At 37.1% G+C, this 13,778-nt stretch carries 15 protein-coding genes and 2 pseudogenes; 14 read left to right on the top strand and 3 right to left on the bottom strand.

All coding sequences use genetic code 11. From position 1 onward, the window contains the following. Positions 1-13 precede the first annotated feature (13 nt). Positions 14-292, top strand: coding sequence for a hypothetical protein (locus AC25Y6_RS01645; protein WP_488141862.1), 279 nt, complete (start codon positions 14-16; stop codon positions 290-292). A gap of 690 nt (positions 293-982) precedes the next feature. Here AC25Y6_RS01645 and AC25Y6_RS01640 read toward each other — a convergent pair. Then, a complete protein-coding gene (locus tag AC25Y6_RS01640; protein ID WP_488141861.1) occupies positions 983-1,342 on the bottom strand; it encodes a zinc-ribbon domain-containing protein in 360 nt (119 codons plus the stop codon). 107 nt (positions 1,343-1,449) lie between these two features. On the opposite strand from AC25Y6_RS01640, the gene AC25Y6_RS01635 reads away from it, so the two are divergent. Together AC25Y6_RS01635 and AC25Y6_RS01630 are read left to right on the top strand one after the other, a co-directional pair. Then, a complete protein-coding gene (locus AC25Y6_RS01635; protein ID WP_488141860.1) occupies positions 1,450-2,028 on the top strand; it encodes a hypothetical protein in 579 nt (192 codons plus the stop codon). Between the two features lie 143 nt (positions 2,029-2,171). Continuing rightward, positions 2,172-2,837, top strand: coding sequence for a hypothetical protein (locus AC25Y6_RS01630; RefSeq protein ID WP_488141859.1), 666 nt, complete (start codon positions 2,172-2,174; stop codon positions 2,835-2,837). A 382-nt stretch (positions 2,838-3,219) separates the two neighbouring features. On the opposite strand, the gene yghU is transcribed toward AC25Y6_RS01630, so the two are convergent. Further along, positions 3,220-4,008 (bottom strand): glutathione-dependent disulfide-bond oxidoreductase, encoded by a 789-nt coding sequence (yghU, locus tag AC25Y6_RS01625; protein WP_488141858.1) that lies wholly within the window; start codon positions 4,006-4,008, stop codon positions 3,220-3,222. Between the two features lie 482 nt (positions 4,009-4,490). Here yghU and AC25Y6_RS01620 point away from each other — a divergent pair, with 482 nt between their 5' ends. Together AC25Y6_RS01620 and AC25Y6_RS01615 are read left to right on the top strand one after the other, a co-directional pair. Then, on the top strand, positions 4,491-4,844 hold the full coding sequence (locus tag AC25Y6_RS01620) for a hypothetical protein (protein WP_488141857.1): 354 nt from the start codon (positions 4,491-4,493) through the stop codon (positions 4,842-4,844). Positions 4,845-5,182: 338 nt separating this feature from the next. Continuing rightward, entirely contained in the window at positions 5,183-5,764 is a 582-nt protein-coding gene (locus AC25Y6_RS01615) for a tyrosine-type recombinase/integrase (protein ID WP_488141856.1), read from the top strand. A 1,130-nt stretch (positions 5,765-6,894) separates the two neighbouring features. Here AC25Y6_RS01615 and AC25Y6_RS01610 read toward each other — a convergent pair. Beyond that, positions 6,895-7,128 (bottom strand): SDR family oxidoreductase, encoded by a 234-nt coding sequence (locus tag AC25Y6_RS01610; protein ID WP_488141999.1) that lies wholly within the window; start codon positions 7,126-7,128, stop codon positions 6,895-6,897. Positions 7,129-7,225: 97 nt separating this feature from the next. Between AC25Y6_RS01610 and AC25Y6_RS01605 the strand changes: the two genes are divergently transcribed. The 9 genes and pseudogenes from AC25Y6_RS01605 to AC25Y6_RS01565 all read left to right on the top strand — a co-directional run bounded on the left by AC25Y6_RS01605 (position 7,226) and on the right by AC25Y6_RS01565 (position 13,744). Next, entirely contained in the window at positions 7,226-7,864 is a 639-nt protein-coding gene (locus AC25Y6_RS01605; protein WP_488141855.1) for a class I SAM-dependent methyltransferase, read from the top strand. A 12-nt stretch (positions 7,865-7,876) separates the two neighbouring features. After that, complete coding sequence (locus AC25Y6_RS01600; RefSeq protein ID WP_488141854.1) at positions 7,877-8,347, top strand: S-ribosylhomocysteine lyase; 471 nt, start codon at positions 7,877-7,879, stop codon at positions 8,345-8,347. After that, positions 8,347-9,279: a PLP-dependent cysteine synthase family protein gene (locus AC25Y6_RS01595; RefSeq protein ID WP_488141853.1), complete on the top strand. Its 933-nt coding sequence runs from the start codon at positions 8,347-8,349 to the stop codon at positions 9,277-9,279. The genes AC25Y6_RS01600 and AC25Y6_RS01595 overlap by 1 nt, the downstream gene beginning before the upstream one ends. Positions 9,280-9,282: 3 nt before the next feature. Continuing rightward, a complete protein-coding gene (locus AC25Y6_RS01590) occupies positions 9,283-10,416 on the top strand; it encodes a bifunctional cystathionine gamma-lyase/homocysteine desulfhydrase (protein WP_488141852.1) in 1,134 nt (377 codons plus the stop codon). A 290-nt stretch (positions 10,417-10,706) separates the two neighbouring features. Next, a pseudogene (locus AC25Y6_RS01585) lies at positions 10,707-11,291 on the top strand (recombinase family protein). A gap of 522 nt (positions 11,292-11,813) precedes the next feature. Next, a pseudogene (locus AC25Y6_RS01580) lies at positions 11,814-11,996 on the top strand (hypothetical protein); the annotation flags it as partial. Between the two features lie 552 nt (positions 11,997-12,548). Further along, positions 12,549-13,154: a M15 family metallopeptidase gene (locus AC25Y6_RS01575; protein ID WP_488141851.1), complete on the top strand. Its 606-nt coding sequence runs from the start codon at positions 12,549-12,551 to the stop codon at positions 13,152-13,154. Between the two features lie 279 nt (positions 13,155-13,433). Beyond that, entirely contained in the window at positions 13,434-13,580 is a 147-nt protein-coding gene (locus tag AC25Y6_RS01570) for an excalibur calcium-binding domain-containing protein (protein WP_488141998.1), read from the top strand. Further along, positions 13,577-13,744, top strand: a complete 168-nt coding sequence (locus AC25Y6_RS01565; RefSeq protein ID WP_488141850.1) for a hypothetical protein — start codon at positions 13,577-13,579, stop codon at positions 13,742-13,744. The genes AC25Y6_RS01570 and AC25Y6_RS01565 overlap by 4 nt, the downstream gene beginning before the upstream one ends. The last annotated feature ends 34 nt before the right edge of the window (positions 13,745-13,778 follow it).

The following is a 13,778-nucleotide window of genomic DNA, read 5'->3' as shown; positions in this document are numbered from 1 at the left end:
AGGAGGAAATTAAATGACGAAAAATATATTTATCAAATTAATTGCCTCTATTTTAGTATTATTACTTACAACGGCTTGTGCAAAAGGTAATGATAACAGAGAAGAACCGCAGGGGGACCCGCAAGTAGAGCCAATTGAGGACAATGCACCGATAGACCTGTATGAGAACGTTGAAGAACCCACTAAAAACGAAATGAACGGTGATTTTGGTAAGGAAGTAGATGGAAACGTAGAAGAAGAAGTCCCTGAAGATTATCTGGAGAAAGACGAAGATACGGAAAGTAGCCGGTAGACAGGTACCTTGTCCCACACTCCAGCCAAACCTATAGAATTGATAAAGGGAGCTAGTACTTATACCAGCTCCCTTTCTAATTATTGGGGCTTCTCAATATTATTTTAAACAGCATTGAAAAGGTTTATTAACAAAAGCATAATAATATGCTCTTGAAGAAAACTAAAAACCTCATTTACTTTTTTGATACGGTTCACCTTATTATAAGTGGTATAAAAATATGGAGATCTTGATTGAACAAAAATTATATATTTTATTTTGCCCCCCCGCAACGCATTTTTGTTAAACGTAGTCAAATACGTAGTCAAACATTTTAAGTAGCAGCTAAAAAACCTTGGAAATACTGGTATTATAGCGTTTTATCAGACGGTTGGTTCGACTCCCGCCGTCTCGATACCTAGAGATCATATGATTTCAAACAGTGTAAAAACCCTTTTGGTAATCAAGGGTTTTTACTTTTGCCTTGTTTCATCGAGTTTCAGTATTCAACATTTTACCTTAGATACTGCTTTGATATACGTTAGTTTTACACATAGTATAGATACATGAAAATAGTTAGAAGAGCATAAGGCAAAAATTCCCTTATGCTCTTCTAACTAAATATCATACTCTAAGAACATGCACTTTAATTTCCTTCAGTGCTATGTTCTCTTTTTTGTACACAGTTTGGACAGCCCAAATTTTTATTTGTTAGATTAGTAATGGTAGCTTGTCATTCGCTTTTTCAACGCAGACATACCCACCAGACTGAAAGGTGTGAGTACGGAAAATAATTGTAAGGATTCTTTTTGTTTTTCGTTGGATGCTTTCCTGAAGCGGTGCGGGATACTTTATAGCTAGGTTATTTTCTGGAATTATTATTCGAGAGCCGCAATAGGGACAATTATTTCCACCATGACTACGGGTCGCTATCGAAGTTTTCCATGAATGATTGGTTGGGCATTTCCAGTTTGCTTTTTCATGACTGGCCGATCCAAATTCAAATGGGTTAAGTCCATTACTTTTTATGTTCCATTCTGTCGAGAGGTTTGGATAAACTTCTCCAACCATTCATATTATTCCATATGTTAATTAGGTTTGTGGATGATATGAATTTGTTATAAAGTACCTTTTTAAAATTGGATATTATTGTTATAAAAGATTAAAGGGGAATAATTATGATTTTGGATGTAGCTAAGGAATTAAGAGAACTAGAGAGTTCTTTTGATAAATTAATAGATTTAAGCGATTTAAATCCAATTAACTTTATTACAAGACTCCATTTATATAGGTTAAAGGGTTATGAGGAGCTTATTTTTAAATTAGGAAAAGAAAAAGCTTTATGCAAAACCTCTAACGAGAAAAAGCCTTACTTAGAGAAATATAAGATGATTTATCTATCTGAAAGAAAAATGTGCATACGTATATTAAAAGAATTGGATAAGGAAGCAGTAAGTCTAATATACCCTAAAAGTAATGAAATAATTATAAAAAGGGTACTGGAAAGTAGAAAGCTATATAGTGATGAAAAATCAATTTATGAAAACATAAAGAATTACCTGAAGCAGATGATAAAAAGGGAACTAGAGGAGACAAACCAGCTATTATATAGTTTAAAAAAATATCCGTTTGAATATATAAACACCTCAGACAGCTTTATTGGACCTGAACCAGTTTATAGGTATCGAAAAGATATTATTTTATACAAAGACGCGTATATCACCGCAAATGAGGGGTTGCATTTCTGTTTTTGGTAACGAAAACACAAGTGAAGCTACAAAAAATACATTGTTGAATATTATTGCTTATTTAAGTGGTCGTCCTTATTTTTACTTTACAAAAAAATGGTAATTTTAATAAGAAGCTATTTAATTTATACGAACAGTTTGATTTACTGGACATGCTTAGGTTAAGAAAGAAGAATTTCTTTGAAAGTCCAGAGGGTGAGCCTTTACATCTTGAACTTCCTATATTAAAACAAGTGAAAGGCTACTCGACCGTCCATTTTAAAGATTCGCAACATGAAATGTTATTTGAATTATACCATGCATCTCTAAAACAATTTGAATCCCTCCCTAGATGTGTTTTCTTATTTAGAGTTTTTGAATACGGTGCACAAAATCATTATAAACCCCTAATGAAACCGGCTAATTATGATCCAGTGGATGCACTTAATTATTATATAAATGAGATTATGAAACATAATTATAATCCTTTATATTATGTTGATTATGGCACATATATAGATGGAAAAAATGAAAAAGTTGTGAGGAATAGAGAGGCTAAATATGTAAATTTCGTTACGGAATTAAAGAAAGAGGCAAAAAAAAAAGAGTGGAATAAAGATTCATATCTCAAGAAGAAAGATTTAGGAAAGATAATCTACGTACACGGAAGAAATGCAGCGGCTCATGGAGGGAGCGGGCGAGGGAATGCCAGATATGATTATTCAAAGAACTATAAACTTTTAAACAATGTAAATATTTTAAAAAATACTTTAATGAGTAAAGGCACAATAACTGTGCCTTTGTATGTCAAAGAAGTCACGATCTGGTCCGATTGCTAAACAATAGCTCCAAGAATTAAATGAATACTCTATACAATAGCAGCTTACATAATGTGCATATTTTATGAATGAAAAAAGAGCCTAAATATACAAGAAGTGTATAAATCCTTGCATATTTTAGACTCTTTAATTTTATTCCTTATTGTGTTAAAGCACCCTGTAGTTTAAGTGAGAATCTTCACAATCTTTTCTTCGCCCTAACAAGATCTCATCTCTTAAATGTGCTGGGCATATCAAAAAGACGCCTTCTTATTCAAGAAAAGCGCCCTTTTGTTGAATAAACGACTCTTCCTATTTATGATACCGTTCTCTTTGACATGTCTATATAAGGTTTTAATTCTATTTTAAAGGAGAAAAACATCAATACATTGTTTTCTTGAAACTACTCCTCAAGCGACTGATACTCTGCTACCAGACCTTTTTGAACGCCTGGTCGTTCCGCAATGCGATGAGCCCATTCCAAGAGATGAGTATATTCATCCATGTTTAAAAATTCATAAGAGCCTTCATACAATTTACCTAAAGTTAAACGCCCGTACCAAGACCATATCGTAATATCTGCAATAGTATAGGTATCACCAGCGATATAAGAACGCTGAGCTAATATTTTATCAAGTAAGTCTAATTGACGTTTCGTTTCCATAGTAAAACGATCAATTGGGTATTTCATAGGCTCTGGCGCATAAGCAAAAAAGTGACCAAACCCTCCACCAACATAAGGACCTGACCCAATTTGCCAGAATAGCCAATTAAGGGTTTCTGTCCGTCCATGAATATCTGTCGGGATCAGTTTATTAAATTTCTCAGCCAAGTAAAGCAGAATCGACCCTGATTCAAAAATTTCCACACGTGGACTTTGACTTTGATCGACTAGGGCTGGGATCTTAGAATTAGGATTGATCTTGACAAAATCTGAACCAAATTGATCGCCGGCTCCAATATTGATTTTATACAAATCATAGTCTGCACCATCGACACCCAACTCTTTTAATTCTTCCAGCATAATCGTCACTTTAATACCATTCGGCGTTCCCAGTGAATAGAGTTGGAACGGTGCCTCTCCGACTGGTAGTTTTTGTTCGAAACGTTCACCGGCTGTCGGACGATTACCGCCTCTATTCGAATACTCTTCTTCCCACTGCCACACGTCTGGTAATTCATATTTTGTCATCTCAACACTCCTCCTAATATCTATTATTAACTCCATCATACTAACAATATAAAAGTACTCCTAATATTTAGCTTATCATCTATTTATAATACGGCTCAGCATAAAATCTCTAAGTGCCTGTGTGTGTTTTGGAAAAGGGTGTTGTTTACTTGGGTAGCCACACTTTCTGCAATATATTAAAGACTCCATTCATTTTTCGTCAACTCTTTGTGCTCGTGTAGAATAGTATCCAAGGTTATTGGTTTTTAATCAAACGCAACACAAATACAACACATGGTTTTTAGAAATGTGATAGCCACAAGGTTTATCGACACATTTACACGTCCTCCTGGACATTTAAACCTAATCAACATTTAATAAGAGCACACATTTCCGCATTTATTGCTAGAGCGATGAATCGAGCTTTCAGACCAGTCCCTAAAAGAAAAGTATACCTAGATCTAGTTACGAAAAGAATTATGCTAAATAAAATAACTATCTTTATGTCCAAAGTCGAAAATGTCTCAATATTAGGTAAGCCGAAAAGAGAGTATCCTGATATCGATCTTAATCAAGAATTGGTTCAGCTATATCCGGGTATGTCAATTTACTACAGTGGCGAAATAGTAGAAAGTATAATCGCGGAGGTATCAGAAAAGGAATTTTTTAATGAGATTTTACCCGATTTTGCAGGTCGAAAATTTACCGATCGGGAGGGGCGCTATGTGTTGTATTCAAAGGAAGCAAAGGTTGTTGCTTTATATAAATATGAAAATGGTAAAACATCAATATATCTTTTCTGGGGTGGCGACTTCGATAGGGTGGTCGAGGATGGAGATTATGTTGAAATAAAGTGAAGTATTTCTGCTTTTTCGTAATGATTGCCCATTCAATTTAGTTATCAGGTTCTAATGCAATTCAGAATTGTATTAGAACCTGATACTATTTTTTTATGTTCCAGTAGTTCGACTTTTAAGTGAGAGAAAAAACAATCAATCATTGTGTTACGGGATCGTTCCTTTAAAAAAGTTATCAAGTTACGGAAAACTTGCTTATCATAAATTCAATGTATGCTATTACCTAAAAGGATACATGGAAAATAGCTTAACAAAGACATTGCGATGTCGACCTCTTATTCAATGTATGCTGTTATTGAATTAACATCAAAAGAATACATAAAAAAGGGGCTGTTACGATGGCAAACACGAACACAAAAAAAGGCATGATGATAGACGTTCAACCATTAACAACGGAAAAAGAAATCAAAGAAATGATTGATGCGTTAGAAATGGGCAAACGGAACGCAAATAGAAATGTACTTCTATTCAAAATCGGAATATCAACGGGGTTACGGGTAGGCGATACTGTAAAATTAAAAGTATCGGACGTGAAAGGGAAATCTAATTTCAAAATCCGTGAGGGTAAAACAAAGAAAGAACGTACTGTACACCTTAATGCTATCATGCCAGATATTGCAGACTATACAGAGGAAATGAATGAAGAAGGTTATCTATTCCCATCAAGAAAAGGTGATAGCCACATAACAACTACACAGGCATACAGAATACTTGTTCAAGCAGCTGAACTTATAGGACGTACGGACATTGGATCCCACTCAATGAGAAAGACATTCGGTTATCACTACTATAAGCGGACTCATGATGTAGTAACATTAATGAACATCTTCAACCATTCGGATCAATCAATTACAAAAAGATATATCGGAATTACAGAGGAAGAAGTGGCAGATTCATTAAAAGATTTTCGATTATTTTAAAAAGAGTAGCCTATCACTACTCTTTTTTCTATTCCGTCATGTTTCGACCAAATGCCCATTAAAACGAAGATTTTTTCCTGATAACAATACTCTCTAAACCTTTATGTGCAGTGGGTTAATGAAAGTTGGTATAAGGGGGAGTTGAACTGCACCCCAATTGTTAGACACCATCAAACAATTGGAGGCGTAAAGCTTTTTTGAACTCAACAACATTACCCATTTTGTCAGTTGCTACATCCGTAAATTCAACAGTGGTCATTTGGATTCTTCTGTGATAAAGAACATTTTTTTATGGCTGTTCAGACACAGCATTTTAAGGAATATAGAAATATTAGAATTCTTTCGACATAATTTGCGAAAGTGATTAACATTTGAGTAAATACACTGTATTATGTATTAAAAAGGGTCGGTGTTGTAATGGATGATGGGGGATTTTCTTTGTATAATAGAATGCCAATAGAATTGTTAGCAAGTTTTTATTACCATATTAACAAAAACATAGATAATGGAATTTTATCTAATGCCATGTACCATGAAATAAATATAATTAAACGGGTAGCTGCAAAAAAGATATCTCATTGACTTACCTATATGAACAAGGTTCGCTTATGAAATGATAAACATAGGTTTCTTCAGGGACATTTCTTTTATGTTTTATGTTAAATTGACCCATTGGGTAAATTAGTGTTTAAACGTTGACCGAAGGAAAAACATAAAGTGGGGTTTTTATGGGGGTGCTTAAAAAGAGTCGTTACGTATTGTCCGAGGGTTCAAAAGGAGGTTAATCGGAATTCAGCTTCAGAATTGTAAATGGCAAAAAGAGTTTTCTTCCACTTGTACAGGAATAAGCGACAGTCGCGATGATTGTTTTATAGTTTGGAATGATGAAAATAGCATATTTTTGCCAAAGCTGAATTATCCTAACACGATAATTCTTTTTTTATGGAACTATCAATATCAACACATTGGGCTTGAGCGTTGATGGTCTTTTGCATGCTCGGTGCTACATGCACCTTGGTAGACATAACATCCGTTCACGGAAGTATTTAGCTTTATTTCTCAATTAGAAAAAGCTACCATGTAAGGCAGCCGAATCTTCACTAAAGCACTCGTTAACTGAAGAACAAAATTTATAAAAGTTGTTTCTCCATTGAAACAACTTTTATATTTATTTTCACTTGTTCTACTACATTAATCCAATCTTCTTCGCTAGCCACGTTATGCTTCACTGCAATAGCAACATCTCCGAATTCAGCAATGTTGTTGTCTACCACTGTTTTTAACTTATCTTCTTGCAAGTCCGTTGCCACTACTTTTGCACCTTCACGAGCAAATAATTTAGCCGTAATTTCTCCCATACCAATTTCTGCACCATTTTGGGTTTGTGGAATAAAAATTGATATTTCGCCTAAATCGCAGTAAATACCTCGGAATAATATACTTTTAAAAAGGAGTTTTATTATGGGACGTGAATTTATAGATATTTTTGATGAATGGGTTCACTCGTATGACTCATCAGTAGCTGGGGAGGATCCTGAATACCGCGATGTATTCGAAGGCTATGACGAGATTCTAAATGCTGTCACAAGCAAAGTTGTTGGAACTATTCTTGAATTCGGTACAGGGACGGGAAATCTGACAGCAAAATTAATTGATGCCGGTCATCAAGTGATTGGCATTGAGCCGAACACTGCGATGCGGAGAATAACGGCAGATCGTTTTCCTTTAATTGAAATCAAAGACGGAGATCTAGTAGATTTTGAAACTGTAGGCATGTCAATCGATTCAATTGCAAGTTCATATGTATTTCATCATTTAACTGACGAAGAAAAAGGAATTGCGCTGAAGAAGTATGCCCAGCTGCTACCGAAAAACGGGAAAATTGTTTTTGCGGATACCGCTTTTATTACGGAAGATGCAAAGCAGGCTCAGATTGATAAGGAACGGGCAAGAAACTTTAATAATGTTGCGAACGATTTAGAAAGTGAATATTACACAACACTACCTGTATTGATGAAACTATTTCTAGAAGCTGGGTTCGAAGTGACGTTTAGACAATTGAACGATTTTGTCTGGCTAATGGACGCTACTAAACGATAAGGGGAGAGCATGATGAGGAAACTGAATGTTGAGAGCTTTAACTTAGATCATACGAAAGTTGCTGCACCGTATGTTCTTTTAGCAGGGAAGAAACAGGGAATTCAAGGTGATGAAGTGTATAAGTACGATTTACGTTTAACACAGCCTAACAAACAGATTATGAAAATGGATGCACTACATTCCATCGAGCATTTAATGGCAGAGAACATTCGGAATCATTCGGATAAAGTTGTCGATCTTAGTCCGATGGGCTGCCAAACCGGCTTTTATTTATCTGTCATCAATCATAATGATTACGAAGATATTATTGTCATTTTAGAAAAGACATTACAGGATGTCCTAGTGGCAACCGAAGTACCGGCGTGTAATGAAGTGCAGTGTGGATGGGCCGCCAATCATAGCTTAGAAGGTGCCAAGGAGTTAGCAGAAAATATGCTCGAGAAAAAAGATGAATGGCACCAAGTATACAAAGAGGAAGCGTGATGAAAGTTTACGGCAGTGTACAGGATTTAGTCGGAAACACGCCGATTGTTGAGATTAGCCATATTTACATTCCTAATAATTGCCGGATATTCGCTAAGCTAGAGTATCTAAATCCGGGGGGGAGCGTAAAGGATCGACTCGGGTTATCACTAATTGAGGACGCAAAGGAATCGGGATACTTGTTGCCAGGTGGAACAATTATAGAACCAACGGCAGGAAATACGGGTATCGGTTTGGCTCTTGCTGCGATAGGCAAAGGTTATCATGTGATATTTGTCGTACCGGAGAAGTTTAGTTTAGAAAAACAAACACTTATGCGCGCTCTTGGCGCTGAAATAGTCAATACGAAAACTGAACTAGGTATGAGTGGCGCGATCGAGAAAGCGAAAGAACTTGTTTTAAAGACCCCTGGCGCTTTTTCACCTTCTCAGTTCTCAAATCCGGCAAATCCGGCGACATATATGAAGACGCTTGGACCTGAATTATGGCGTGATTTAGATGGGGAAATAGACGTCTTTGTTGCAGGTGCGGGTTCTGGTGGTACATTTATGGGGACTTCGCAGTTTTTGAAAGGGCACAACCCGAGTGTGAAAACAGTTGTCGTGGAACCTGAAGGCTCTATAATCAACGGCGGTGTAGTAGGATCCCATGTAACGGAAGGAATCGGAATGGAGTTTTTACCAAGCTATATGGACCTTTCGTATTTTGATGCCATTCTTACAGTGAAGGATGAGGACGCGTTTACACAATTGCGTTCATTGGCGAAGAATGAGGGGTTACTTGTTGGAAGTTCTTCTGGAGCTGCATTTTACGGTGCTTTACGTGAAGCTGAAACTGTGAAAGCAGGAAGCCATATTGTTACTATTTTTCCCGATTCAAGCGAGCGTTATTTAAGTCAGAACATATATGATCTATTTAAAAGGAGAGAATAATTCATGCGTGCAAAAACGAAATTAATCCACGGCGGTATTGTTGGAGATGCAACGACAGGCGCTGTTTCGACACCAATATACCAAGTAAGTACGTACAAACAACAGTCAGTCGGTCAATTTAACGGTTATGAATATTCACGTACAGGTAACCCAACTCGCCATGCGCTAGAAGTATTAATTAGCGATTTGGAAGGCGGAAAAGCGGGCTTTGCTTTTAGCTCCGGGATGGCAGCGATTAGTTCGGTTATGATGTTGTTTAGCAAAGGCGACCATGTTGTTCTAACGGACGATGTATATGGTGGAACATACCGTGTCATTACGAAAGTATTAAATCGTTTTGGCATCACGGCAACATTCGTTGATTCTAGTGATGTCTCAAAAGTAGAAGAGGCGATTGAAGAAAATACAAAAGCGATTTTCTTGGAATCTCCAACGAATCCACTGTTGAAAATAACGGACATTGAGGCTGTTACTAAACTTGCAAGAGAAAAGGGGTTGCTCACAATTGTCGATAATACGTTTATGACACCGTATTTTCAACAACCAATCGCTCAAGGTGCAGATATTGTATTGCATAGTGCCACGAAGTATATCGGAGGTCATAGTGACGTCGTAGCTGGACTTGTTGTTGTAGCGACAGAGAAGCTTGCAGAGGATTTACACTTCATTCAAAACTCGGTTGGTGCTATCCTTGGACCACAGGATTCATGGTTATTGATTCGCGGTATAAAAACTCTTGGGCTTCGTATGGAAGAGCATAATGTGAATGCACAGAAAATCGCGGAGTTTTTAGAAGGGCATGAAGCAGTGGGAAAAGTGTATTATCCGGGACTTAAAACACATCCGGGTCGGGAATTGATGACAAGGCAGGCGACCGGCTTCGGAGGGATGATTTCGTTCGATGTTGGAAGCGAACAAAATGCCGATGAGCTGCTTGCGAAATTGCGCTACTTTACGCTCGCAGAAAGTTTAGGAGCAGTTGAAAGTCTGATTTCAATTCCTGCACGAATGACACATGCGTCGATTCCGCGTGAACGGAGATTACAACTAGGTATCACAGACGGTCTCGTTCGCATTTCGGTTGGTATAGAAGATGTGGAAGATTTACTTGAAGACTTGGCAAAAGCGTTAGTGTAAGAGTACGAAAAGCTATTCACATTCATCGTGAATAGCTGTTTTGCATTCATATAAAAAAGAAATCCCCAAATTCCATACAGAAAAATCACACAATCTTGCTTTAACGTAGAGTAAAGTTTACATATGACGGATTAGCGGAAGTTTTATATGCGAAGCCAAGAATTCGAAAGACCAGTGACCTCTTTCTTTAAGGTTGCTGGTTTTTAAAATTTTATGCAAAATAAAACTTGAATTGGTGCAATTTATCTCTAAAAGTGACAACAGAGTTGTGCATTGAAGGGGCTGATTTTATGGCGAAAGTAGGTTATGCGAGAGTAAGTAGTAAAGAACAAAATTTGGACCGACAGATTGAAGCGTTAGAGGACGTTTCCAAATTATTTACTGACAAAATAAGTGGAGAGTCTACCGATCGCCCTCAATTAAAAACCATGCTGAACTATATCAGAGAAGGCGATATTGTCGTGGTTACAGAACTTGATCGACTAGGAAGAAACAACGAAGATTTAACGGACCTAATGAATATCATTCAGCAGAAGGGAGCGACACTAGAAGTCCTTAACCTTCCTTCTTTGAAAGGTATCGAGGACGTTAATTTAAGGCGACTAATCAATAATCTAATGATTGAAATATACAAATATTAAGCCGAGAGTGATAGACAGCGCATCAAAGAAAGACAAGCCCAAGGCATTACTATCGCTAAAAAGAAAGGGAAATTTAAAGGGGGGAAGCTGAAATGTAAAGAAAACGATCCTAAGCTGCTGCACGCTTTTAAATTATATCTTGATGGAGAAACTGAAAAAGATATTGAGCGAATCACAGGTATTAACCGCAGGACGTATAGAAGATACAGAGACAAATATGATATAAACAGGTAAAAGATGAGGAATACGAAAATGGAATGAAGTATTAAATAACGATTGATAAAACCGACCAGAGGTATGTTGCGCACCCCAAAAGTTAGAGTTGAAATCTAACTTTTGGGGTGTTTTATTATGACTAAATATAGCAATGAGTATAAGTTGATGGTGAAAGAGTATCTAGATGGTCCACTTGGTTTAAAGTTGCAAGTGCGTATTATCACCAGAAATAAATGATACTCGTGATTTTGTACGTGCTAAAGATGTTTTGTTGAATATCGTACGTGATGTAAATGAGGTGTATTAACGATATCTAGAACATTACGAGCAGTGTTTAAAGGGGCACACGGTAAGGTTGTAGAGCGTCAGTATAATATGGAGGTTAGTGCATTAACTCTGGAGGAAAAGACCCGAAACGTGCGTCCAGCGCCTTATTTGGTTAGAGCAACGTGATAGTCGTCCACAATATAGGAGTAGTAAACATACTATTGATAATTGGTTATTATGGTAAATAACACGGCCACCTTCTATATAAAAGAAATGGCGGTTTTAAACTTAGACTTAGACGTCCACACCTCCACACCTCTATTCATTGAAATGATGATTGTATTATTGATCATCTCGGTTCTCATTCTCATTGCCATTCCAAATGACACAAAACACTCTAATTCAATTGATGAAAAAGGCTGCGCTGCTTACATTAATACAATTAGAGAGAAAATTACCCTTTTGGAAACCCAGTGGTATCAAAGGTTTGAGTGGGGTGGTGAAAAGGTCAATTGATTTGCCTTTTTATTTTCTGATGTGCATGAGGGGACTCTCACTCATGACAACTTATCTATAAAATTATGCACACGTCACAAACAAAAATGATTTAGACAAAGCTTCTAATCAGCATATCTCAGCCAATTGGAATCAGCTTAACAAAACTGATAGGGCAGTTTTAGATATGATCCGTAGATATTCCGTAAAATATGGAGCAGCACACTTGAAGCATATTACTATCTCAAATTCATTGGGAAAGTCAGTCTCTACTATGATGTAATAGGTAAAGTTTCATCAACGCCACTAACACCATTGACACCAGCTACTCCGATTGACGAGAAGTCGTAGTGGAAAATAAGGAAGAAGTCGCGAAAAAAATGTTGATAAAGCCTCTTTACTAGTATGGTAGTTTACCTTTTTGCGACTAAGTTCGTGCAATTTTTGTCCTTTTCATGTTAAATTAAACATAGATTTTATCGAAAATCGTTAAGAAGGAGTGGATAACATCTTGTGAAGAAACTACTGAAATTAATGCTGTTATTCCTCTTTGCATTTGTTGCCTATCAATCTTTATTATTAAAGGGAAATCCTGGTTCATCGGACCAGGTTGAATACGAAGTAAATGCAGAGACTTTCCCAACTGAACTGCACCCCGTTGTAGCAGAGAAAGTGGGGATTTTATTAGAAAAAACGGCAGAAAGAGAGATTGCAATCCTAATCACAGATAATTATCGTTCGTTTGAGGAGCAAGACAAGCTTTATGATAAGGGCAGAAGAACTCCCGGAAAAGTGGTTACTCATTCGGAGGGAGGCGAATCCTATCACAACTTTGGCCTTGCAGTCGATTTTGCTCTTCAGCTTAAGAATGGTAATGTGATCTGGGATACTGAATATGATGGGAACGGAAATGGTCAATCAGACTGGTTTGAGGTTGCAGAAATTGCAAAGGAGCTGGGCTTTCAATGGGGAGGAGACTGGCACGGCTTTAAAGATTATCCTCATCTTCAGATGGATTTTGGCTTAACCATTAACAATCTGCAAGAAGGAAAACGTCCCAAAACACCCCAACTAATAACAGAGGGCACTGAAAAACGTTCGGTTTTTAACGAATCTTAATAGCCATACCAAAAATAGACGACTTTAAAATTTTTTATGCTAAAAATAACGATTGCTGAATTGTTCTTCCTTGAATTTCGCAATTTCCATGTTACGTTTCACCGTTTATTTTCTGTATTGTCGTAAAAATAGTCCCTCTTATTATTAGTCTGCAACAACCGCACTTGCCCTCGGTGGACATCATTTCCGGTCATCCTGTAAAATCTTTCTTCTATAGAGGTAGAGAAATTCCGAACGATTATTGATGGAACTCAAAATATAATGGTGTAGTTCAATTGAATCCTCGAATCCCTTATCTATCAGAGCTCCATTAATTTTAAAAACTGTACAAAATTAAAGACAGTACATCCTATCGGCGTCCTACAAGGTCATGCTGCATACCAGTCGAAAATGGACCGTGACAAGGATGGGTGGGCTTGCGAATGACAATAGTTAAATACACACTTGATAGAACCGAAGATGGTCAGTATGTGTTCCTGGAATATCCTAACGAAGAAAATCAGTTCCTCATTCCAAAGAATGAAGTCCCAGCCGAAGTTACGGAAGATGACATCGTATTAATCAGCAACGAGGATTCAGTTTATGATTAAGCCAAGAACACCCGTGACTTCAGTCGTGGGATGA

This window comes from Sporosarcina sp. Y1004 (assembly GCF_057669665.1).
Note: the sequence above shows the minus strand (reverse complement) of the source record. Positions and strands in the feature narration are given on the sequence as shown.

What these genes read in the sequence shown, in the direction of transcription:
- AC25Y6_RS01565 (WP_488141850.1), top strand. Translation starts at nt 13,577, where the DNA reads ATGACAATAGTTAAATACACACTTGATAGAACCGAAGATGGTCAGTAT.
- AC25Y6_RS01635 (WP_488141860.1), top strand. Translation starts at nt 1,450, where the DNA reads ATGATTTTGGATGTAGCTAAGGAATTAAGAGAACTAGAGAGTTCTTTT.
- AC25Y6_RS01640 (WP_488141861.1), bottom strand. Translation starts at nt 1,342, where the DNA reads ATGGTTGGAGAAGTTTATCCAAACCTCTCGACAGAATGGAACATAAAA.
- yghU (WP_488141858.1), bottom strand. Translation starts at nt 4,008, where the DNA reads ATGACAAAATATGAATTACCAGACGTGTGGCAGTGGGAAGAAGAGTAT.
- AC25Y6_RS01630 (WP_488141859.1), top strand. Translation starts at nt 2,172, where the DNA reads ATGCTTAGGTTAAGAAAGAAGAATTTCTTTGAAAGTCCAGAGGGTGAG.
- AC25Y6_RS01620 (WP_488141857.1), top strand. Translation starts at nt 4,491, where the DNA reads ATGTCCAAAGTCGAAAATGTCTCAATATTAGGTAAGCCGAAAAGAGAG.
- AC25Y6_RS01605 (WP_488141855.1), top strand. Translation starts at nt 7,226, where the DNA reads ATGGGACGTGAATTTATAGATATTTTTGATGAATGGGTTCACTCGTAT.
- AC25Y6_RS01645 (WP_488141862.1), top strand. Translation starts at nt 14, where the DNA reads ATGACGAAAAATATATTTATCAAATTAATTGCCTCTATTTTAGTATTA.
- AC25Y6_RS01595 (WP_488141853.1), top strand. Translation starts at nt 8,347, where the DNA reads ATGAAAGTTTACGGCAGTGTACAGGATTTAGTCGGAAACACGCCGATT.
- AC25Y6_RS01600 (WP_488141854.1), top strand. Translation starts at nt 7,877, where the DNA reads ATGAGGAAACTGAATGTTGAGAGCTTTAACTTAGATCATACGAAAGTT.
- AC25Y6_RS01590 (WP_488141852.1), top strand. Translation starts at nt 9,283, where the DNA reads ATGCGTGCAAAAACGAAATTAATCCACGGCGGTATTGTTGGAGATGCA.
- AC25Y6_RS01615 (WP_488141856.1), top strand. Translation starts at nt 5,183, where the DNA reads ATGGCAAACACGAACACAAAAAAAGGCATGATGATAGACGTTCAACCA.